Annotated in this window: 19 protein-coding genes; 11 read left to right on the top strand and 8 right to left on the bottom strand. The window is 69.9% G+C overall.

All coding sequences use genetic code 11. The features are described from left to right. Nucleotides 1-20: 20 nt before the first annotated feature. Genes OS889_RS00800 through OS889_RS00775 form a run of 6 tightly spaced genes read left to right on the top strand, consistent with a single transcriptional unit; the run spans nt 21 to nt 8,739 of the window. A complete protein-coding gene (locus OS889_RS00800; protein ID WP_372386582.1) occupies nt 21-5,636 on the top strand; it encodes an LAGLIDADG family homing endonuclease in 5,616 nt (1,871 codons plus the stop codon). Further along, complete coding sequence (locus OS889_RS00795) at nt 5,637-5,921, top strand: DUF7854 family protein (protein ID WP_372386581.1); 285 nt, start codon at nt 5,637-5,639, stop codon at nt 5,919-5,921. Nucleotides 5,922-5,959: 38 nt separating this feature from the next. Continuing rightward, the gene (locus OS889_RS00790; RefSeq protein WP_372391494.1) at nt 5,960-6,298 is read left to right on the top strand and encodes a DUF7855 family protein; all 339 of its coding nucleotides are present in this window, start codon (nt 5,960-5,962) and stop codon (nt 6,296-6,298) included. Then, nucleotides 6,295-7,227, top strand: coding sequence for a DUF7856 family protein (locus OS889_RS00785; protein WP_372386580.1), 933 nt, complete (start codon nt 6,295-6,297; stop codon nt 7,225-7,227). The genes OS889_RS00790 and OS889_RS00785 overlap by 4 nt, the downstream gene beginning before the upstream one ends. A gap of 43 nt (nt 7,228-7,270) precedes the next feature. After that, nucleotides 7,271-8,077 carry a DUF7857 domain-containing protein gene (locus OS889_RS00780; RefSeq protein WP_372386579.1) on the top strand — a complete coding sequence of 269 codons (807 nt, stop codon included), beginning with the start codon at nt 7,271-7,273 and terminating at the stop codon, nt 8,075-8,077. Continuing rightward, nucleotides 8,074-8,739: a MinD/ParA family ATP-binding protein gene (locus tag OS889_RS00775; RefSeq protein ID WP_372386577.1), complete on the top strand. Its 666-nt coding sequence runs from the start codon at nt 8,074-8,076 to the stop codon at nt 8,737-8,739. Before OS889_RS00780 ends, OS889_RS00775 begins: the two co-directional genes overlap by 4 nt. Before the next feature lie 39 nt (nt 8,740-8,778). Here OS889_RS00775 and OS889_RS00770 read toward each other — a convergent pair whose 3' ends face one another. Continuing rightward, nucleotides 8,779-9,666, bottom strand: a complete 888-nt coding sequence (locus OS889_RS00770) for a transcription initiation factor IIB (protein WP_372386576.1) — start codon at nt 9,664-9,666, stop codon at nt 8,779-8,781. Between the two features lie 163 nt (nt 9,667-9,829). On the opposite strand from OS889_RS00770, the gene OS889_RS00765 reads away from it, so the two are divergent. Beyond that, entirely contained in the window at nt 9,830-10,351 is a 522-nt protein-coding gene (locus tag OS889_RS00765; protein ID WP_372386575.1) for a DUF7858 family protein, read from the top strand. A 30-nt stretch (nt 10,352-10,381) separates the two neighbouring features. Here OS889_RS00765 and OS889_RS00760 read toward each other — a convergent pair whose 3' ends face one another. The 6 genes from OS889_RS00760 to OS889_RS00735 all read right to left on the bottom strand — a co-directional run bounded on the left by OS889_RS00760 (nt 10,382) and on the right by OS889_RS00735 (nt 14,687). Continuing rightward, nucleotides 10,382-11,140, bottom strand: coding sequence for an AAA family ATPase (locus OS889_RS00760; protein ID WP_372386574.1), 759 nt, complete (start codon nt 11,138-11,140; stop codon nt 10,382-10,384). Between the two features lie 75 nt (nt 11,141-11,215). Continuing rightward, nucleotides 11,216-11,644, bottom strand: coding sequence for an HIT family protein (locus tag OS889_RS00755; protein ID WP_372386573.1), 429 nt, complete (start codon nt 11,642-11,644; stop codon nt 11,216-11,218). A gap of 127 nt (nt 11,645-11,771) precedes the next feature. After that, nucleotides 11,772-12,440, bottom strand: coding sequence for a uracil-DNA glycosylase (locus OS889_RS00750; RefSeq protein ID WP_372386572.1), 669 nt, complete (start codon nt 12,438-12,440; stop codon nt 11,772-11,774). Between the two features lie 6 nt (nt 12,441-12,446). Next, complete coding sequence (locus tag OS889_RS00745; protein WP_372386571.1) at nt 12,447-13,313, bottom strand: ribose-phosphate diphosphokinase; 867 nt, start codon at nt 13,311-13,313, stop codon at nt 12,447-12,449. 74 nt (nt 13,314-13,387) lie between these two features. Next, the gene (locus tag OS889_RS00740) at nt 13,388-14,257 is read right to left on the bottom strand and encodes an HVO_0234 family beta-propeller protein (protein WP_372386570.1); all 870 of its coding nucleotides are present in this window, start codon (nt 14,255-14,257) and stop codon (nt 13,388-13,390) included. Between the two features lie 112 nt (nt 14,258-14,369). Beyond that, on the bottom strand, nt 14,370-14,687 hold the full coding sequence (locus OS889_RS00735; RefSeq protein WP_372391492.1) for a hypothetical protein: 318 nt from the start codon (nt 14,685-14,687) through the stop codon (nt 14,370-14,372). 290 nt (nt 14,688-14,977) lie between these two features. Here OS889_RS00735 and OS889_RS00730 point away from each other — a divergent pair, with 290 nt between their 5' ends. The 3 genes from OS889_RS00730 (at nt 14,978) to OS889_RS00720 (ending at nt 18,529) form a co-directional block, all read left to right on the top strand. Then, on the top strand, nt 14,978-16,111 hold the full coding sequence (locus OS889_RS00730; RefSeq protein WP_372386569.1) for a tRNA (guanine(26)-N(2))-dimethyltransferase: 1,134 nt from the start codon (nt 14,978-14,980) through the stop codon (nt 16,109-16,111). 87 nt (nt 16,112-16,198) lie between these two features. Further along, nucleotides 16,199-17,551: a YihY/virulence factor BrkB family protein gene (locus OS889_RS00725; protein WP_372386568.1), complete on the top strand. Its 1,353-nt coding sequence runs from the start codon at nt 16,199-16,201 to the stop codon at nt 17,549-17,551. A 75-nt stretch (nt 17,552-17,626) separates the two neighbouring features. Beyond that, entirely contained in the window at nt 17,627-18,529 is a 903-nt protein-coding gene (locus OS889_RS00720; RefSeq protein WP_372386567.1) for a phosphatase PAP2 family protein, read from the top strand. Nucleotides 18,530-18,636: 107 nt separating this feature from the next. Here OS889_RS00720 and glnA read toward each other — a convergent pair whose 3' ends face one another. Then, nucleotides 18,637-20,007, bottom strand: a complete 1,371-nt coding sequence (gene glnA / locus OS889_RS00715) for a type I glutamate--ammonia ligase (protein ID WP_372386566.1) — start codon at nt 20,005-20,007, stop codon at nt 18,637-18,639. A 126-nt stretch (nt 20,008-20,133) separates the two neighbouring features. Between glnA and lrp the strand changes: the two genes are divergently transcribed. Further along, nucleotides 20,134-20,595, top strand: coding sequence for an HTH-type transcriptional regulator Lrp (lrp, locus tag OS889_RS00710; RefSeq protein WP_372386565.1), 462 nt, complete (start codon nt 20,134-20,136; stop codon nt 20,593-20,595). Nucleotides 20,596-20,608 lie beyond the last annotated feature (13 nt).

The raw sequence follows: 20,608 nt of genomic DNA, 5'->3' as shown, positions 1-20,608 counted from the left end.
GAGGTCCCTACTCCGGTGCGATGGCCCAGGCCCCCCAAGACTCGCGCGACCTCACCGACCGGTTCATCCAGTTCTACCGGAAGTACTACCGCGACGAGATCGGCACGCTCGCGCAGAAGTACCCGAACGAGCAGCGCTCGCTCTACGTCGACTACGAGGACCTCTACAAGTTCGACACCGAGCTCGCCGAGGACTACCGCAAGCAGCCCGACCAGATCCGCGAGTACGCAGAAGAGGCGCTGCGCCTCTATGACCTCCCCGCCGACGTCAAACTGGGCCGCGCGCACGTCCGCCTCCGCGGGCTCCCCGAGACGGTCGACATCCGTGACATCCGGGTCCACGACGACCACATCGGGCGCCTGATCGCCGTCCAGGGGATCGTCCGCAAGGCCACCGACGTCCGGCCGAAGATCACCGAGGCCGCCTTCGAGTGCCAGCGCTGCGGGACGATGACCTACATTCCGCAATCGGACAGCGGCTTCCAGGAGCCCCACGAGTGCCAGGGCTGCGAGCGCCAGGGGCCGTTCCACGTCGACTTCGACCAGTCGGAGTTCGTCGACGCCCAGAAGGTGCGCGTTCAGGAGAGCCCCGAGGGCCTGCGGGGCGGCGAGACGCCACAGAGCATCGACATCGACCTCGAAGACGACGTCACCGGGAAGGTGACCGCGGGCGACCACGTCACCGTCACGGGCGTCCTCCACATCGAACAGCAGACCTCCGGCAACGAGAAGACGCCCATCTTCGACCTCTACATGGACGGCGTCTCGGTGGAGATCGAAGACGAGGAGTTCGAGGATATGGACATCACAGACGAGGACGTCGCCGAGATCGTCGACCTCTCGAACGAGCCCGACATCTACGAGAAGATGGTCGCCTCGGTCGCGCCCTCGATCTACGGCTACGAGCAGGAGAAGCTCGCGATGATCCTCCAGCTCTTTTCGGGGGTCACGAAGCACCTCCCGGACGGATCCCGGATCCGCGGGGACCTGCATATGCTTCTTATCGGGGACCCCGGGACCGGGAAGAGCGCAATGTTGCAATATATACGCAATATTGCTCCACGATCCGTCTACACGTCGGGGAAAGGGAGTTCCTCGGCGGGGCTCACCGCGGCGGCCGTCCGCGACGACTTCGGCGACGGACAGCAGTGGACGCTCGAAGCCGGCGCGCTCGTGCTCGCCGACAAGGGGATCGCGGCCGTCGACGAGCTCGACAAGATGAGGTGTGTGACCGGAGACACGCTCGTGCACACGACAGACGGGATCCGGCCGATCCGCGAACTCGCCCGCGAGGCAGCATCGTCAGGCACGGTAGAACCGCTGTCGAACGGTCGGACGATCCGAGACGACGTCACCGGGGTCTGGACGCTCGCGCAGGACGGAAAACTCGTTCAACGCCCCGTCACTGCCGTTCACGAGTACAACGCTCCCGATACGCTCTATGAGGTGACGCTGGAATCCGGCGAGTCGGTGTCTGCAACTGCCGACCATCCGTTCTTCGTCTTCGAGGGCGGCGACCGCCGCGAGAGAGCGACTGCGGAACTCGAAGCCGGCGATTGGGTGTACGTTCCCGAGACCGTTCAGGACACGGCGACTGACGGGGGTACGGCGTCGGCTCCAACTCCGCAGACGGCCGGAGATACTTCCGGTCCCGCGGCGGATCTCTCTCCGGCGAAGGGTGCGATACTAGGGTATCTCGCCGGCGACGGCAACGTCTACAGCCACGATACCGGAGGAAGCCACGGAATTCGGTTTACGAACAAGGAAGAACAACTCCTCAGTCATTTCGAGTCGGTCTGCCGGAAGGCGTACGGCAAAAAAGCGGTCCGACACCCGAGCGAACAGCGAGACGACGGGGTCGAAACAGTCCGCCTCCACGGGAAGGAGTACGTCGACGACCTCCTTGAGTCGGGGCTGAATCTCGAGACGTACGAGGGAAAACGTGTCCCGGTCGAAGTCACTCGAAGCGATGGGGAAACGAAGGCCGCTTTCATCCGAGCGCTCGCCGATTCGGAGGGGACCGTAGACGAACGGTCGGTCAAGATCCACTCCAGCAGCTACGATCTGCTGTTGGGGTCGAAGATGCTCCTCTCGGAGTTCAGCATTCGCTGTCAGATACAGACGCGTTCGCGTGAAAACAAGCGTGACCTCTACGTCTTGGCGATTACTGCGGCGGACTCCATAGATTCGTACAACCGGGAGATCGGATTCACGCTGGACCGGAAGCAGTCGGCGCTGGATGAGGCCGCTGGACGGACCACCGGAGACAGAGCGATTATCGACGTCCTCCCGGATATTGGAGACCGACTCCGGCAGATACGGAAGTCGCTGCGACTTCATCAGTCCGAATGTGGACTCAACGGGGCGACGTACTGTAACTTCGAGAACGGCGATGCGAACCCCTCGCTCCATCGAGCAAAACGGATCGTCTCTGCGTTCGCCGCACGCCGTCGCCAGGCGTACACTGATCTCGACCTGTTAGACGAACCCCCGTCGTGGACTGTTCTCAACGTTCTCCGCGACGAGTACCACGTCTCACAGCGCGAACTCGCTGCGGGGACTGCGTACACACAGCAACGGATCTCTTACCACTGGGAACAGGACGACGCGCTACGGGAAACAGTCGCCGAACGACTCCGAAATATCCTGAAAACCGTCGTAGAAACCGATATCGAAGGAGTCTCCGAACTGGTCGCGGCCGACGTTCGGTGGCGTCGGATCGAATCAGTCGAACCGACGTCGCCGGCATCCGACGACGACAAGATCCCCGTCTTAGAGCGACAGTTAGCCGACGAACTCGGTTGCGACCGCGATTGTGCCCGAGAACGCGCCCGGAAGCTACTCGATACGGAGCCGACGGCCGAGTCGTGGGTCGAACTCAGATCCGAACTCGAACGACACGGCGTTTCGTTCCAGCGGCTCGCGGACGAACTAGGCGTCGCGGGATCGACTGTCTCGCGATGGTTCTCGAGAACAGTCGATGTCGATAACTTCGAGCGAGTCAGTGAGGCCGCCTTCGATCTGCTGGACGATGTTCGGATTCGGATCGAGTCCATCTACGATGAAATCGAGAGCCGCGACCGGTCACCCAAGGTGTACGATCTCACCGTGCAAGGAACGCACAATTTCGTCGCGAACGGAATGATCGTACACAACTCAGAGGATCGAAGCGCGATGCACGAAGCGCTCGAACAGCAGTCCTACCACCCGAAATCCGAGATTCTCCTATCGGATGGCCGGCGCGTCGAGATCGGCCCGTTCGTGGATTCCCTGATGGACGAGCGCGCCGACGACGTCGTCGACGGTGTCGACTGCGAGATCCTCCCCGTCGACGACGTCGGCGTCCACACGGTCGATCTCGACGCGAACGACGTCGAAAAAGTCCCGATCGACCGCGTGAGCCGACACGAGGCGCCCGAGGAGTTCGTCCGCGTCACGCTCTCGAACGGGCGCTCTGTGACGGTCACGCCGGAACACCCGATGTTCGTCGACGACGGGGGCGCGGTCGGGACGGTCGACGCCGCCGACATCTCGGAGGGAGATTTCGTCCCCGCACCACGGAAACTCCCGAACTCGGCGGCACCGATGCCGCTCGCCGACGAAGAGCACCGAGGCAAGGAGCGCGACGTCGATTTCCCGAACGAGATGTCGCCCGATCTCGCGGAGGTGCTCGGATTTCTGACCGCGGAGGGACACTCCTACTCCGGCGGCCGGACCCACGAGATCGGGTTCTCGAACCAGGACGAACGGCTCCTCGACCGGATGGATCGGCTGATGGGCGACCTCTTCGGCTTGGGGAGCACGGACGCGGTCAACGGCGCCGGGACGACCACGAAGCGGTGGGTGTCGACGAAGCTCTACCGGTGGTTCGAGTCGAATTTCCCGGAAGTGATGGAGAAATCGCGGCAGAAGCGGATGCCGGCGGCCGTCCTCGGCGCCTCCGAAGAGGAGATCCGGCGCTTCCTCGTCGGCGCGTTCGCCGGCGACGGCGGCGTCGAAAGCGAGGCGATGTCCTTCTCGACCGCCTCTCCGGGCCTCGCCGAAGACTACGCCGACGCGCTTCTGAAGATCGGCGTGGCGTCCCGGATCCACCACGACGAGGCCGAGGATTCCTGGAAGACGTACGTGATGGGCGATTCCACGGAGCGCTTCGTCGAAGCGGTCGTGGAACCGGCCGACGATCGCTACGAGAAAGCCCAGCAGTTCGTCGAACGGAGCAACGAGACGGAACGCCATCACGACGTCCTCCCGACGAGCGCCGCGAGGGAACTCCGCTCGCTCAAACGCCTCCTCGGAATCCCGCTCGACGGTCGCTTCAGAGCGGCTCTCGATGAGGAATACGGCGTCCAGATCAGCACTGTCGAAACGGAGCTAGAGACGCTTCGCGAGCGGACCGAGACGATCCGCGCCGGGATCGACGACGTCTCGACGCTCGCCGAAGCTCGCGAACTCGTCGGCTGGTCGGGGAGACAGCTCGCCGATCGGCTCCCGGCGGCGACGACGAGCGCCGTCCACTACGCCGAAGACGGCGGCTACACCGCCGCACGACGGGCCGAGATGCGAAGGAACGCCGTCGGCGCGATCGAAGACGCACTTACGGAAGCGGAGAGGCGGATCGACGCACTGGAATCCAGGTGCGACCTGCGTTACTACCGCGTACGGGACGTCCAGACGGTGCCGAACGAGGGCGAGCACGCCTGCGAGTGGGTCTACGACGTGACCGTCGAGCCGACGAACACGTTCGTCAGCGGCGGCGTCGTCCTCCACAATTCCATCTCCGTCTCGAAGGCCGGAATCAACGCCACCCTCAAATCCCGGTGTTCGCTACTCGGTGCCGCGAACCCGAAGTACGGCCGCTTCGACCAGTACGAACCGATCGGCGAGCAGATCGACCTCGAACCCGCGCTCATCTCGCGGTTCGACCTGATCTTCACCGTCACCGACGACCCCGATCCCGAGTCCGACGCCGAGCTCGCAGAGCACATCATCAACACCAACTACGCGGGCGAGCTCCACACCCAGAAGTCGAAGGTCCCGAGCTCGGAGTTCACAGACGACGAGGTCGACAGCGCCACCGAGGAGGTCACCCCCGAGATCGACGCCGAGCTCCTCCGGAAGTACATCGCCTACGCCAAGCGCAACTGCTACCCGACGATGACCGAGGAGGCGAAGGAGGTCATCCGCGACTTCTACGTCGACTTCCGGGCGAAGGGTGCCGACGACGACGCCCCCGTGCCGGTGACCGCGCGGAAGCTCGAAGCGCTCGTCCGGCTCTCCGAGGCGTCGGCGCGGCTCCGCCTCTCCGACACGGTCGAGCGCGAGGACGCCGTCCGCGTGACCGAGATCGTCGAGTCGTGTCTCCGCGACATCGGGATGGACCCCGAGACGGGCGAGTTCGACGCCGACATCGTCGAGACCGGCACCTCGAAGAACCAGCGGGACCGGATCAAGAACATCAAGCACCTGATCGAAGAGCTGGAAGACGAGTACGAGGAGGGCGCGCCCGTCGAGGAGGTGATCGAGCGCGCGACCGCCGACCTGGGCCTCGACGAGTCGAAGGCCGAAGGCGAGATCGAGAACCTGAAGCGCAAGGGCGAGCTCTACGAGCCTCGGCAGGACTACCTCCGGACGACGTAGATGGACCGCATCTCCGCGCTCCGGAACATCGAAGAGGCGCTCGGCGACTTCGAGTCCGGCGAGGCCGACCTCGCGGCGACCGAACAGCGCGTCGTGACGATCCTCCGGACGTACGCGACCGACTTCGAGACGGAAGCGGACGTACGGGCCTATCAGGCGACGGGGGAGGGCCGCGCGCACGGGCTCGTCGTCGTCGCCGAGAGCGAGGCCGCCGCGCGCGAGCGCATCGCCGAGTTGCTCGACGCCGAGCCGGAATCGCTCGACGTCGACGTCTCGCCGGTGTGAGTAGACTTTTATCACCCCGCGTGGACCGCGAGGTAGTCGTGTTGCTGGTGGTGACCTACTCGCGCCGTGCGCGCGAGGCGCTGCGGAACGCGTGTCGAGCCCACGAGGAGACCGTCGTCCGTCGGTTCGGCCGCGCCGCGCTGCTGCGCGAGACGGAGTACGGCGCGTTCCTGGCCTGTCGGCTCCGGGAGCGGCACGCCGGCGACGTGCAGGTCGAGCGGACCGAGCCGTTCAACGAGTTCGCCGACGCGCCCGAAGGCGTTCGGGAGGCCGCCGTCGCCTACGCGCGGCGGGAGTCGCCGAGCACGCCGTACGACCGCTTCGCGGCCGGGACCGACCACCCGCCGTCGGACGCGATGCGCGAGCGGGAGCTGTGAGCGGTGACGGCGATCCGCGCGACGCCGACGAGACGTTCCAGGTACTCCTCGCGGACGGGCCCCGCTTTTCTGGGCCGGTCGTCGACCTCCGCGCTCGGCCGGAGAGGCCGCCGCGTCGTGCCCTCGTTGACGCCGTCCGGGCCGGCGGTCCGGTGCCGACCGACTCCCCCGCGATCCACGCGCCCGCGCCGGGTCCCGCGCACGCCCACGTCGCACTTCTGACGGCCGAAGCCGGGATCGATCGCCGATCCGCGCTGGCGGCCGTCGCGGCCGCCCGCGGCGTCGAGACCGACCACGACGAGTCTCTCACTGCGGCTCGTCGGGCCCTCCGCGACGCGCCGTCCACGCCCGTCGACGCCGCCGAACTCCGGGAGGCACGCCGTCGCGCCGCCGAGGTCGGCACCGAGACCGAGCGACTGCGGGAGCGCGTCGCGACGATCCGCGGGCGGGTCACCGCGCTCCGCGACGCCGAGGCGACCGACGCGACGGCGGAGGCGCTCGCCGCCGCCGAGGGGTCGCTGTCGGAGACGATGCGCCGGCTCTCGGAGGTCGCGACCGAGCGGATCGCCGCCGAGGAACGCCTGTCGCTTCTGGCTGCTCGTGCCCGGTCCGTCCGGGATCGGCGCGCGGCGCGGCTCCGACTCGAAGACCGGATCGGAAACGAGGAACGCGCGGTCAGAGCGGCCCGCGTCGCCGCGGTCGAAGACGACTTCGCGACCGCCCGTCGGCGGGTGCTCGCAGGGATGGACGCCGGTCCCGGCGAGGATCGGACCCCGACCGACGAGCCGGAAGCGCTCGCGGACGCGCTCGCCGCGGCCCGCCTCGCGCCCGTCCGAGCCCCGGTGATCGTCGCGCCCGACGTCGTTGCGTGGCTCGGGGGCGCGAGGGCGACGGCGGCGCTCCTCGCCGCGCCGCTCGTGATCTGCTGAATCCGACCGGGAGTTTATATCCGAACCCGCGGCCAGGCGCCGTATGCAGATCCATCCGCCGCCGGAATCGCTCGATTCCGAATCGGCCGTCTCGGAGCGCCCGCCGGTCGACGTCACCGCCGCGACCGACGCCGTCCGGGCGGTGACGCTCGTCCGCGTGGAACTCCACAGCGACGTCGATGCGCCGCTTCGCGTCCGTCTCCGGAACCGACTCGACGGTCCCGTTCTGCCGCCGCGGACCGAGGGCGTCCCCGCCGACGGGTGGGACGACGGGGAATTCACGGGGACGCTCCCGGCGAACGGCTCTCTCGGCGTCGGCTACGCCTGTCCGCGCGTCGTCGAGGAATCCGAAGCGCCCGTCGCGGTCGAACTTCTCGGCCCGTCGGACGGCGGAAACGAAGAAGACACGGGCCACGTCGCTGCCGCCGTCCGCGATCTCGGGCGGTCGGTACCGCCCGCCGACGCGGTGCCCACAGGCTCCGTGGAGTCTGTCGATCTCACAGGGCACCCAGGCGACGGTCCGCGTGACGACGCGGATCCGGACCTCCCCGATTCGGTCGCCGCGTGGCTCGATGCCGTCGAGGCGCGCGTCGAGCGCGCGGAGCGGCTGACCGACGCGTCGGCGGCGGAAGCGGCGTCGGTTCTCGAAGACTGCGGAGATCCAGACGCCGTCGCGGCAGTCCCCGACAGGCTCGGAGCGGACACGACGGCGCTCCGCGGGGCGCTGGAACGCGTCGAACGCCTGCTGTCGCGGGCGGCGGCCGCGAATCCCGAGCCGGTCGCGACGGCGCTGGCCGAGGGCGCGGCGGGGCTGTCCGAGTCTCAGTTGGCGACGGAGGCGGGCCGGTGATCCTCGCCGTCACGGGCGGAAAGGGCGGCGTCGGCAAGTCCACGCTCGCGGTCGAACTCGGGGCCGCCCTCGACGCCACGGTCGTCGACGCCGACCTCGGGATGGCGGACCTGCCGACCGGGCCGGGCCCGGACCTCCACGACGTGCTCGCCGGGCGCGCGGATCCGATCGAGGCGGTCCGCGAGACGGGCCCCGTGCGGCTCCTCCCGTGCGGCCGCTCGCTCGCGGGCGCCCGCGCAGCCGACGTGACCAAATTAGAGAGCGCGCTCCGGGCAGTCGAGGCCGCCTACGGCGACGTCGTCGTCGACTGTCCCGCGGGGATGAAAGCCGACGCCGGCGTGCCGCTCGCGGTCGCGGACGCCTGCGTCGTCGTCGCCTCGCCCGACGCCTACGCGCTCGCCGACGCCGTGCGCTCCCGTGAACTCGCCCGCGAACTCGGCGCCGGGCTCGTCGCGGTCGTGATCAACCGCGCCGTCGACGACCCGCCCGAGGCGGCCTTCAGGGACGTCCTCGGCGCGCCGGCCGTGACGGTCCCCGCCGATCCGCGCGTGGGCCAGACCGTCGAGTCGTTCCGGCCGGTGGTCCGGTCGGCGCCGTCGACGCGGGCCGCCCGCGCGGTCACGACCGTCGCCGACGCTGTTCGGCGGACGAAACGCGTCTGAGAACTCGTTTTCGACGTCGCTTTCGACTCGCCGCCGCGCTCACTCCTCGCGGAGCTGCTGGTACGTCGAGCGGAGCGTCACCGGGGTCACGCCCGCCACGTCGGCGGCGTCGCGCTGCGTCACCCCGACGCCGAGGTCGCGACCGGCGGTGTAGAGGCAGGCCGCGGCGACGCCGCTGGGGTTCCGACCGACAGAGAGACCCCGCTCTGCGGCCTCGTCGACGTACTCCCGGGCGCGCCGTTCGACCTCGCCGACGAGGTCCAGCTCCGAGGCGAACCGGGGCAGGTACTCCGCGGGGTCGATCGGGCCGACGGGGAGGCCGAGTTCGCGGTTGATCGCGTCGTAGGCGGTCGTCTGCTCTCCCTTCGTCGCCTTCGCGGCGTCGGCGACCTCGTCGACCGTCCGCGAGACGCGCGCGATCCGGCAGGCGGCGTAGACGGCGGCCGCGGCGAACCCCTCGAGCGAGCGGCCGCGGAGGAGGTCCTCGGACTGCGCGGAGCGGAACAGCGAGCAGGCGTGGTCGCGGATGCGCTCGGGAAGCGACAGGGCGCCCGTGAGCCGCCGGATCTCGGTGAACGCGTACACCTGATTGCGCTCCCGCTTCGAGGCGATGCGCGCGCGGTTGTGTTGGCGACGCATCCGGGCGAGTCGGCGCCGCTTCCGGCCCTTCACGCGCGTCGAGCGGCCGATCTCGGTCGACAGCCCGCGGTCGTGGCGCGACCGCGTCAGCGGCGCGCCCGTCCGCTTCGGGTCGGTGTCGCTGTCGTCGAACGAGCGCCAGTCGGGGCCGTGGTCGATCCGGTACTCCGAGAGCACGAGCCCGCAGTCACCACAGAGGGTCTCGCCGCGGGCCGTCTCGGGGTGACCCCCGCATTCGGGGCAGGCGTTCGTGGGCGCGGCGGCGTCGGCGGCGGGTGCTTCACTCATCACATCTGAAAATTGGGCTCGAAGCCATATTTAAATGAAGGAAGAAACGCCCGTTTCGGGCCGGAAAAGCGAGGTGTTACCTACCGGTGACCGGTCGGTTACAATTATCGAATAAGATACCGAAAACGAAACACCTTATGCGATCGCGCGGGAGAGTCGAGCGATGAGTCTGTCGGACATCGCGGCGGGACTGGAACTGACGACGGCGCAGGTCGACCGCGGCGTGGCGACCGTCGACGACACGGGCGTCGACCGCGACGCCCGCCTCCGCGCGTACGAGGACGAGCTGCCGTGCTCGGCCGTCGCGGCGGGGGAGGTTCTCGACGGCTACGAGTCGGGCGGCAGCGTCGGCGACGCGGCCGGGGCGGCCGCGGTCGCGGAGGTCACGGCCGCGAAGCTCCTCCACCGCTGCGGCTTCGAGGGCGTGACGCCGCTCGCTCCGACGGCCCGCCGCGTGCTCCGCGACTGGCTCGACGGCCGCATCGCGCGGGCGGACGCGCTGGAACTCACCGGCGCCAGCGAGGCGGAGTTCGCGCTCGCGGCGTACGTTGAGACCCACGAACCGATCCCCGAACTCGCCGAGGCGGTCCGCCGGGACGCGTCGGCGCCGATCGCCGGCGACGCCCTCGTCTCGAAGCGCGACGCCCTGGCGGAGACGATGAGCGCCGGCGGCGACCTCCGGTAGCTGCCCGGATTCGATTCTGCGACTGCTCTCTTATCGGCCCACGTACTCCCCGACCGTTCCCAGGAAGCCGCTGTCCGCTTCGGGCACGACGATCTCCTCGCCGACCGCCGCGGCGGCGACCCGCTCGATCGCGGTCGCGAACGCGCCGGTCGCGCCGAGACACGCGGGGGCCGCCGCGGCGTCAGTCGCTTTCGTCGCCGGGATCGACAGGTCACCGACCCCGTCGCCGCGGACCGCGACCACGAGCGACGCCTCGGCTCCGACGTCGGCGAGGCGCTCGTGCGTCCGCTGGACGGCTTCCGTCCCTCTGTCGGACCCCGGCGCGACGACGGCGATCCGGTCCGCGGCGTTCACCGCGGCGACGGCCTGGTTCGCCGCGATCGGCGGGACGTCGAGGAGGACGTGATCGAACCGCGCGGCCGCCGTCTCGATCCGCGCTTCGAGGGCCTCGGCGGCCTCGACAGTCTTCGCCCGGGCGAGCCGCTCGAAGGGCGCGTTCGCCGGCGCGGCAGCCACCCGCCCGGAGACGCCGAGGTCCATCTCGACCAGTCCGGCGCCGAGGTCGGCGTCGCGCTCGTCGGTCACGAGCGCGGTCACGTCGGGCGCGAGCCGTCCGTCGAGGTACTCGCCGAGGCCCTGGGTCGCGTAGGCGGCGTCGACGACGCACACTTCGCGCCCGTCGGCCGCGAGCGCGGCGGCGACTTCGACGACCGTCCGCGTCGTGCCCGCGCCGCCCGTCGCACCCGCGAACGCGACGACGGACGCCGTCCCGCGGTCTGTGTCTGACATACCGCACCTGGCCGCGCACTCGGATTTAAGTGATCCGGTCGGCCGCGGCCGCGAGAAGGGGTCGGCGTCGGCCGCTCAGTCGCTCGCTTCGATGTCCGCCGCGATCTCGTCCATCTCCGCGTCGGAGAGGTTCGGCCGCGACCCGGCGACGGCGTGGATCGGCCCGCCGCCGTCGCCCTCGAACCGCGGCACGACGTGGACGTGGACGTGCGGGACCTCCTGGCCCGCCGCCGGGCCGTTGTTGACCCCGACGGTCGTCGCGTCGGCGTCGACGGCGTCTTCGATCCGCGGCGTCAGCTCCTGAACGGCGGCCCAGACGTCCGCGGCGACGTCGTCGGGCAGCTCGTCGAGGCGCTCGTAGGGCTCTTTCGGGACGACGAGGGTGTGGCCGGGCGCGAGGGGGTTGGCGTCGAGGAAGGCCGCGACCGTCTCGGTCTCGTAGACGATGCGCCCGGGGATGTCGCCGTCGATGATCTGCTCGAAGATGGTCGGATCGTCGCTCATACGCGTTCGGTCGTACGGATCGCCGAAGTAAGTTCGGTCTGTGTTCGGGCGCAGGTCCGCGTCCGGTTCGAACTCCGAGACCGTGACCGCCTCGGAGGGATGCCCTCGGATCCCTCGTCGCCGCGACTCACGCCCGTTCGCCGACCGCGTTCCGGATCGCCTCGCAGACCGCGTCCCGATACTCGCCGTCGTCGTAGCCGAGGCGGGCGCGCCAGACGTCTTGGTACGAGGGATGTAGGATCGGCAGCAGCGTCGCGTCCGCCGATTCGAGATCGATCGGCTCCAGGATCGAGTCGATAAACCCATCTAATTCGCGGCCGTCGAGCGCCAGCACGCTCGTCGTCGCGTGCTTTCCGGTCGCGACGACGACAGCCGGATCGACGGTGTCGAGTTCGCGTTCGAGGTGAGCCCGGCAGTTCGCCCGCTCGTCGGCGGTGGGCTCGCGGTTCGACCCCGCGCCGTCGCACGGGAAGCACTTGACGGCGTTCGTGACGTACGCGTCGGGGTGGCCGGCGTCCGTGAGCAGTTTCCGAATGCGGCGCCCCGAGTGGCGGGTCGTGTACGCCCGACCGGTCCAGTTGCCGCCGCGCCAGGTCTCGGCGTCGGGAGCGCCCGCGCCCGGCGCCTCGCCGACCGCCAGCACCGCGGCGTCGCGGTCGCCGGTGCCCCACGAGATTTGCTCGCGGCACGCCACCAGGTCGGGACAGCGCGCGCAGTCGGCTTCGAGGACGTGTCGGTCCTCGGGAAACAGCGGGTCCGGATCACCGCTTTTGGTCCCGTTCCCGTCGTCGGTCATCGATCCTTAGGCGACTTCGACGGCGTCGACCGCGCTGGCGACGACCGGCGCGACCGAGACGGCACTGACGTCCCGCTCGATCGTGTCGGTGCCGACGATCCGCTCGACGCCGGCGCGCTCCAGTTTCGTGCGGGCGCTCCGGGCCAAGAGCGGGTGGACGCAGGTCGCGAAGACCCGCTCGGATCCGCCGTCGTTCAGGTGCGCGATGGCCTCGCTCATCGTCGACCCGGTCGCGACGATGTCGTCGACGATCACGACGTCCCGCCCTCGGGCGTCGGCGTCGCTCGGAGTGATCTCGACGTCGGTCCCGGAGTGGCGCGTCTTCTCGAAGTAGTCGGTCTCGCCGCGCCCGTAGGCCGCACACGCCGACTCCGCGAGGTCGATTGCGCCGGCGTCGGGCGCGAGGAAGAGCGGGTCGGTCAGATCCCCGGGGAGGGGTTCGGCCAGGCGCCCGGCGGCGTCGCAGACGGTGACGTGGACGTCGAAGAAGTCCGAAATCGAGGTCTCGTGCGGATTCACGAGCACGACGCGGTCGGTGCCCGTCGAGACCGCCCGCGCCATCGCCCGCGCCGAGACGGGACCGCCGTCCTCGAACGCGCGGTCCTGCCGCGCGTAGCCCATATACGGGAGCACGGTCACGACCTCGCTCGCGCCGGCCTCGCGGACGGCGTCCTGGAGCTGGAGCAGTTCGACCCACGCGTCGTTCGAGTCGGTCGTCGCGACCACCACCGCGCGCTCGGCATCGAACTCGGGCACGGCGGCGTACGTCTCGCCGTCGGGGAAGCGGTCGTAGGTCACGGCCGCGAGCGGCTCGCCCAGCTCCGCCGAGAGCGCCGCCGCGAGGGCCTGCGAGGATCCGCCGGGTACGATCATATCCGATGTCTCACGACGCGCGGTAAAACCCCTTTCCGTCCGGTTCGGCGCGGTCGTCGCGGTGGCGATCTGTGCTACACCGCGGCGGCCACGACGTCGCGGACGCCCACGCCGCGGTAGCGCCACTCGCCGTCCGGCAGTCGCACCGCGAACGTCCCGTGCTCGGTGACGGCGTAGGAGGCGTCGATGCCGTGGGCCACGGCCGCGACCGGCTCGTCGACCGGGAGCTCCTCGGCGCGCCACTCCTGGGTCGCGCCCGCGGCGGTCCGGACGTAGAGCTCGCCATCCCGGACGGCCTGCGCGCGCTCGCCCGCCGCGTCGACGGCGTCGACCGCCCCGTCGAGGACATCCATCCAGCCGTTGCCGAGCTTGTAGAGCCCCGCTCCCGTCGCGACGAGCGGCTCGGCGTCGACGTCGCGCGCGTCGTCGAGGCCGGTATGGGTGAGCGACGACGACCCGAGCCGGTAGACGCCGTCGGCGGCGGCGACGAGGCCGCCGTCGATGGCGCGCACCGAGCCCGCCGTCCCGAGGTCGGTCCACCCGTCCTCGGCCGCGGTGTCGGGGGTTGGGTCCGTCAGCCGCGCGACCCGCCCGGCCCCGTCGCCGGCGACGAGCGAGCCGTCGTCGAAGCCGACCGCCGTCGCCGGACCGAAACCGGTCTCGGCGAAGGAGAGCCCCTCGGCGGCGACGACGGTGGAGCCGCCCTCGGCGTCCCCGGCGTCGCTCTCGCTCCGGTCGGCGAGGAAGACGGCCTCGTCTGTCGCGACCGCGACGAGCGAACCCGCGGTCGCGACGTCGCGCGCCGCACACCGATGGGCGATCCCGAACTCCCCGATCAGGTCGTCGGAGACGGCGACGGCGACGACGCCCAGGCCCGTCGCGAGGTAGACGGTCTCGGTCCCCGCGTTGTCCGTGTACACGCGCTTCTCGTCGATGGTGGGCATTGTCGGCCGTTCGCCGAGGCGGGGTAAAAACGGTGCGGAGGGCGCGAGCGGAAGGTGGGTCCGGCCCTGAGCTCAGGGCGTGATGACGGGATCGGAATACGTATTCGCGGAGTTACAGGAAGTCCCGCACCTCGGAGTACCACATCTCGTGGCGGTCGACCTCGCCGATGCGCTCGGCGATCGCCACCGCGAGGACGTGCCAGCAGCGCTCCAGCGGCTCCTCGGGATCGAGGTTGTACTCGCTGTCCTTGCAGGTGCAGCCGCCGTCCTCGACGACGTACTCGTCCTCGTGGCCGACGACGACCGTGAAGTCCCGGTAGCGCTTGATCCGCCCCTCGGAGACGGCCTCGACCGCCCGGGCGCCGCGACCGTCGTGGAGGTCGACGATGGTCTCGACCGCGCCCGGCGTCAGCTCGCCCTCGCGCTCCAGCTCCCGGCGCCACGCTGTCTCGCGCTCGTCGCCGGCTTCGGTCGGGACGACGTACGGTTCGGGTGCGGTCCCGGATTCGGTTCCGACGTCGGCTCCATCTTCGGACTTGCCGTCGGAGCCCTGGCCGTCGCTGTCGGCGGAGTCGCGGCGCTCCTCGGTCGGATCGCGACCGCTCTCGGAGTCGCCGCCGTCGCTCACGCCCGTGGGTTGCCAGGGGCCGGACAAAATCCCACCGGTGCCCGTCAGCTCCGCATCGCATCGCTTTTCGCCGCGGAGCGTCCTCCCCCGCTATGGACGTTCGTGAGGGCGGCGTCGAGGTCGCGGTCCCCGACGCCCGCGACGGCGCTTCCGAGGGCGCTGGCGACGACGTGTTCTACAACCCGACCCAGGAACTCAACCGCGACGTCACGGTGGCGGTGCTCCGCGCCTACCGCGAGCGCGAGCCCCGCGTCGACTCCTACCTCGACGCGATGGCCGCCAGCGGGATCCGCGGGGTCCGCGCCGCCGCCGAGGGCTACGACGTCACCTGCGCCGACGTCGACGCCGACGCCGTCGCGCTCGCCCGCGAGAACCTCGCGCGCAACGACCTCGACGGCGAGGCGGTCGAGCGCGACGTCAACGCCCTCCTCTACGACTGCGAGCGGGTGTTCGACGTCGTCGACCTGGACCCCTTCGGCACGCCGATCCCCTTCGCGGACGCGGCGTTCGCCAACGCCCGCAATCTGGTCTGCGTCACCGCGACCGACACCGCGCCGCTCTGCGGCGCCCACCAGCGTTCGGGGATCCGCAAGTACGCGACGCTCCCGCAGAACACCGACTACCACCCCGAGATGGGGCTTCGAGTGCTGCTCTCGGCGCTGATCCGCACCGCCGCCCGCTACGACAAGGCCGCGGTGCCGATCCTCTCGCACGCCACGCGCCACTACGCCCGGGTCTACCTCGAACTCGACGCCCGCGCGACCCGCGCGGACGGCCTGATCGACGATCTGGGGTACGTCCACCACTGCGAGGACTGCCTCCGCCGGACCCACGAGTACGGCCTCGTCGCCCACCCGCCGGAGACGTGCGACGCCTGCGGCGGCGACCGCCTGCTCACCGCCGGACCGATCTACCTCGGATCGGTCCGCGACCGGGAGTTCGTCCGGGGCGTCGCCGACGCGGTCGGCGAGGAGATGGGCGAGGCCGCCCACGCCGAGCGCCTGTTGGACGCGCTCGAAGCCGAACTCGACACGCCGACCCACTACGACCAGCACCGCCTCTGCAAGCAGTGGAGCCGCTCGGCGCCCGCGATGGACGACTTCCTCGCGGACCTCTGCGACGCCGGCTTCGCGGCGACCCGCGCCCACTACTCGGGCACCTCGTTCAAGACCGACGCGACCGTCCCCGAGATCCGCGAGGCGACCGCCGACGCGGACGCCGACTGAGCCGTCTCCTGCCCGCGCCGCCGCTCTGTCATTTTCCCGCCCCCTGTTCCCCGTACACTCTTTGTCCGATCGGCCGAACCCTCCGCCGTGAGCGCCCGCACCTCTCTCCCGGCCGTCTCCCGCTCTGTCGTCGCGACCGTCCGCGAGCGCGAGGTCACGTTCCTCGCGGCGGGGATCTCCTACTACGTCCTCGTCTCGCTCGTGCCGATCCTGACCCTGGCCGTCGTGGCCGCGACGGTCCTCGGCGGGGCGGACCTCGCCGCCCAGGTCCAGTCAATCGCCCAGCGCTACCTGCTGCCGACCGGCTCCGAGCTCGTGACCGACGCGCTCGCGGACGGGACCGGCCGCGGGACCGTCTCCGCGCTGAGCCTGGCCGTGACGGTCTGGGGCGCGCTGAAGCTGTTCCGCGGCGTAGACGTCGCCTTCGCCCGGATCTACGGCTACCCGACGAGCCCGCTCCTGCGACAGCTCTCGGACGGCCTCGTCACGCTCGTCACGCTCGGCGTCGCGACCGTCGGCGTCGCGGTCGTCGCCGCGCTCATCGCCGTCGCCGACCTCCCGCTCGTGGACGTCCTGGGGCCGCTCGTGCTCCTGGGATTCCTCGCGGCGGCGTTCGTGCCGCTCTACGCCGTGATCCCGGACGTCCGGGTCCCGGTCCGCCAGGCGTTTCCGGGCGCGCTGTTCGCGGCGGTCGGCTGGGCGATCCTGAGCGCGGCCTTCGGGCTCTACGCCCAGGCGACGAGCGGCGTCGCGGGCGCGCTCGGCGGCCTCCTGCTTCTCGTGACGTGGTTCTACCTCTCCGGGCTGCTCGTCCTCACCGGCGCGGCCGTGAACGCGGTCCTGTCGGGCCGGACCGGACTCCCGGGGGTCGCTGCGGGCTCGTCGGCGGCGACCGCGACTTCGACGAGCGGGCCCGCGGCCGAGGCCGCGCTCACGTCCGCTCGGGACCGAGACCGGCAGCTACAACACCCGCGGGACCGACGTGACGACCGGACGATGAGCGAAGGCGACGCGACGACGCCGAGCGAGGAGGCCGACGACGACGGGACCGAGGTCGAACCCCGCGGGGCGCCCGACATCGAGAAGCTCGAACGGGAGATCGAGGAACTCCGCGCCGACCTCGACGCCTTCGAGGAGGAGGTCGACTCGCGGACGGTCGACCGCCCCGAGGTCACATCCGAGATGCGCCGGTACGTCCGCGGCCGCCTCCGGCGGGGGAAGGCCCGCGGCTGGGGTCCGTATCTGGTCCTGCTCTACGGCACCGCGGCCACGATCGCTGCGTTCTACTTCCTCTCGGACCTGCTCGCGGTCGTCGCGATGCTCGTCATCTACCTCTCGACGCTCGGCCTCTATCTCCTCTTTGTGATCTTCGGCGTCGGCCTCAACGCCCTCGGCGTGCCCGGCCGGCTGGTCGACTGGGTCCGCGACCGGCGCTCCTGACCGCCTGGCCGCCGCGCGGTTCGCCCGTCCCGCTTCCCGCAGGTATTTGTCGCTCGCCCGGCGAGAGGCGTACCGATGCACCCGACCGCGCTGCCGCTCGCGACCCGCGGCGTCGGCGAGGTGGCGTTCGCGGAGTCGCTGCCCGAGGCCGTCGCCGCCGCGTTCTGGTGGCTCACCCACCTCGGAAACCCCTATCTGCTCCTCTCGCTCGTCGCGCTGGCGTACCTGCTCGGCGAGCGGGCCGGGATCCCGCGGCGCTCTGCGGCGTTCGCGCTCGCGCTCGGGCTCTGTGCGATCGGGCTCACGATCGGGCTCAAACACCTCTTCGCGCTCCCGCGCCCGCCAACCTCCTACCGCGGCGGGTACGGCTTCCCCAGCGGTCACGCCCTCGGATCGACGATGTTCTGGGGCGGCGTCGCGGTGCTGGCGACCCGGGGGCGCTGGCGACGCCGACTCGGAATCGCGGGCGCCGTCGTCGCCGTCGTCGCGCTCTCGCGGGTGCTGATCGGCGTCCACTACCTCGCGGACGTCGTCGCCGGCGTCGGGATCGGTATCGCGTTCCTCCTCGCGGCCGTCGCGCTCGGCCCCGGATTCTCGTCATCGGATCCGACGGGCGCGCTCGCGACGCCCGAGCACCGCCACGTCACCGCGCTGTTCGGCCTCGCCTTCCTCCTCGGGCTGGCCGGCCTCGCCGTCGCGCCCGGCGAGAGCGAACTCCTCCTGGGCGTCGGCACGGCCCTGGGCGGGACGCTCTCGTGGTACCGCTTCGGGCCGCAGGCGGCCGCGGCCGCGATCGATCCCTCGCCGCGCTCGCTCGCCGTGGGCGTCGGCGGACTCGCCGTCGCGCTCGCGGCGATGAGCGGCGCGGCCGAGCTCTCGGAGAACGCGCGGGTCGTCGTCGCCGCGGGCGCCGTCGGCGCGGTCGTACTCCTGTCGCTGCCGCTTCTCGTCGGCGACGCCTCCGGCGACGACGCGTGAGCGGCGGCGCCGACGCGTAACGTCGTCCGCGACAGCCGCAGCCGCCGCTCACGATCGCGTGGCAGTGCGTAGCGCGCAAAAAAGAAATCGGGACGGACTGACGCCGTTCAGTAGGTCTCGAGGTAGCGGTCGAGTTCCCACTGGGAGACGTCGACGCGGAACTCGTCGTACTCCTGGCTCTTGGCTTCGACGAACTTCTCGAAGACGTGCTCGCCGAGCGCATCCGCGATGACCTCGTCCTCTTCGAGCGCGTCGACGGCCTCGCCGAGGTTCTCCGGGAGCGTCTCGATGCCGTACTCCTGGCGCTTCTGCTCGTCGAACTCGTAGATGTTCTCCCGGACCGGGTCGGGGCAGTCGAGGCCCTTCTCGATCCCGTCGAGACCGGCCGACAGCAGCGCCGCGAAGGCGAGGTAGGGGTTACAGGACGGGTCGGGGAAGCGGGCCTCGATCCGGGAGGCGGCCGGCACGCGCGCGGCCGGCTTCCGGATGAGCGCCGAGCGGTTGCGGTCGGACCACGCGATGTAGACCGGCGCCTCGTAGCCGGGGACGAGGCGCTTGTAGGAGTTCACCGTCGGGTCGGCGACGGCCGTGATGGCCGGCGCGTGTTCGAGGATGCCCGCGAGGAACGAGTGCGCCGTCTCGGAGAGGTCGAACTCGTCGTCGGGGTCGTGGAAGGCGTTCTCTCCGTCCTCGAACAGCGACATGTGGGTGTGCATCCCCGAGCCGTTGATCTTCGGGATCGGCTTGGGCATGAACGTCGCGTGGAGGTCGTGCTGGGCCGCGATGGCGCGGACGACCGTCCGGAACGTCGCGACGTTGTCGGCCGTCGAGAGCGCGTCGTCGTACTCGAAGTTGATCTCGTGTTGCCCCTCGGCGACCTCGTGGTGGCTGGCCTCGATCTCGAAGCCCATCTGTTCGAGGCCGTAGATGATGTCGCGGCGGACGTCCGAAGCGAGGTCCTTCGGCGCGAGGTCGAAGTAGCCGCCGGCGTCGCTGGTCTTCGTCGTCGCGCGGCCCTCTTCGTCCTCCTCGAACAGGAAGAACTCCGGTTCGGGGGCGACGTTGACCTCGTAGCCCATGTCCTCGGCGCGTTCGAGGACGTTCTTCAGGACGCGGCGCGGGTCGCCCTCGAAGGGCTCGCCCGTGGAGGTGTTGATGACGTCACAGATGAGCCGCGCCGAGCGGCCGTCGCGCCACGGCAGGACCGCGAACGTTTCGGGGTCGGGCTTGAGGCGCATGTCGGACTCCTGGATGCGGACGAAGCCCTCTATGCTCGACCCGTCGAAGTAGATGCCGTCGGTGAAGGCCTTCTCGGCCTGCGTGGCCGGGACGGCGACGTTCTTTACAGTCCCCAGAATGTCGGTGAACTGCAGGCGGAGGAAGTCGACGTCCTTCTCTTCGATCTCGTCGATGACGCGCTGTGCTTCGGCTGAGAGTCCCCCGTCGGTGGCGGGAGTTGGTGCGTTTTCGTCCGTCATATCCTGGACAATCGAATCCGAACACTCCCAGTATAAAGACCTTATCGCTTAGTGCAAATGCCTCTCGTCTCTCCCCTAATTGGATATTCGTAAAATTCTAATGCCCCCAGAGGTATCTTAGGTGTAATGACGTACGAAAACCTCGATGCGAAACTCATCAACGCACTGCTCGGCGATGGCCGCGCGAGCCTCCGCAGCCTCGCGGAAGAACTCGACGTATCGGTGACGACGGTCTCGAACCACCTCCGGGATCTCGAAGACGAAGGCGTCATCGAGGGCTATACGCCCCGGGTCAACTACGACGCGCTCGGCTACGACGTCACCGCGATCATCCAGCTGAAGGTCGAAGGGAGCGCGCTCCCCGAGATCACGGACAATCTGAAGGGCCACAAGCAGATGACCACCGTCTACGAGGTCACGGGCGACTACGACGTCATCGCCGTCGGGAAGTTCGAGGACACCGACGGAATGAACGACCAGATCAAGGAGCTCCTGACCGACGCCGACATCCGGGAGTCCAACACCAGCGTCGTCCTCAACGCGGTCGTCGAAAACGAGCAGTTCCACCTCGACGTCGACGAGGAGTGATCGAAACCGGGGC

The organism is Halobellus sp. MBLA0158 (assembly GCF_041477585.1).
Classification (GTDB): Archaea; Halobacteriota; Halobacteria; order Halobacteriales; family Haloferacaceae; genus Haloquadratum; species Haloquadratum rubicundus.
Note: the sequence above shows the minus strand (reverse complement) of the source record. Positions and strands in the feature narration are given on the sequence as shown.

Bases quoted from the DNA above. Each gene is read 5' to 3' on its own strand.
- OS889_RS00800 (WP_372386582.1), top strand. From the start codon at position 21: ATGGCCCAGGCCCCCCAAGACTCGCGCGACCTCACCGACCGGTTCATC.
- OS889_RS00760 (WP_372386574.1), bottom strand. From the start codon at position 11,140: ATGTCAGACACAGACCGCGGGACGGCGTCCGTCGTCGCGTTCGCGGGT.
- OS889_RS00720 (WP_372386567.1), top strand. From the start codon at position 17,627: ATGCACCCGACCGCGCTGCCGCTCGCGACCCGCGGCGTCGGCGAGGTG.
- OS889_RS00795 (WP_372386581.1), top strand. From the start codon at position 5,637: ATGGACCGCATCTCCGCGCTCCGGAACATCGAAGAGGCGCTCGGCGAC.
- OS889_RS00740 (WP_372386570.1), bottom strand. From the start codon at position 14,257: ATGCCCACCATCGACGAGAAGCGCGTGTACACGGACAACGCGGGGACC.
- OS889_RS00770 (WP_372386576.1), bottom strand. From the start codon at position 9,666: ATGAGTGAAGCACCCGCCGCCGACGCCGCCGCGCCCACGAACGCCTGC.
- lrp (WP_372386565.1), top strand. From the start codon at position 20,134: ATGACGTACGAAAACCTCGATGCGAAACTCATCAACGCACTGCTCGGC.
- OS889_RS00730 (WP_372386569.1), top strand. From the start codon at position 14,978: ATGGACGTTCGTGAGGGCGGCGTCGAGGTCGCGGTCCCCGACGCCCGC.
- glnA (WP_372386566.1), bottom strand. From the start codon at position 20,007: ATGACGGACGAAAACGCACCAACTCCCGCCACCGACGGGGGACTCTCA.
- OS889_RS00745 (WP_372386571.1), bottom strand. From the start codon at position 13,313: ATGATCGTACCCGGCGGATCCTCGCAGGCCCTCGCGGCGGCGCTCTCG.
- OS889_RS00765 (WP_372386575.1), top strand. From the start codon at position 9,830: ATGAGTCTGTCGGACATCGCGGCGGGACTGGAACTGACGACGGCGCAG.
- OS889_RS00750 (WP_372386572.1), bottom strand. From the start codon at position 12,440: ATGACCGACGACGGGAACGGGACCAAAAGCGGTGATCCGGACCCGCTG.
- OS889_RS00780 (WP_372386579.1), top strand. From the start codon at position 7,271: ATGCAGATCCATCCGCCGCCGGAATCGCTCGATTCCGAATCGGCCGTC.
- OS889_RS00755 (WP_372386573.1), bottom strand. From the start codon at position 11,644: ATGAGCGACGATCCGACCATCTTCGAGCAGATCATCGACGGCGACATC.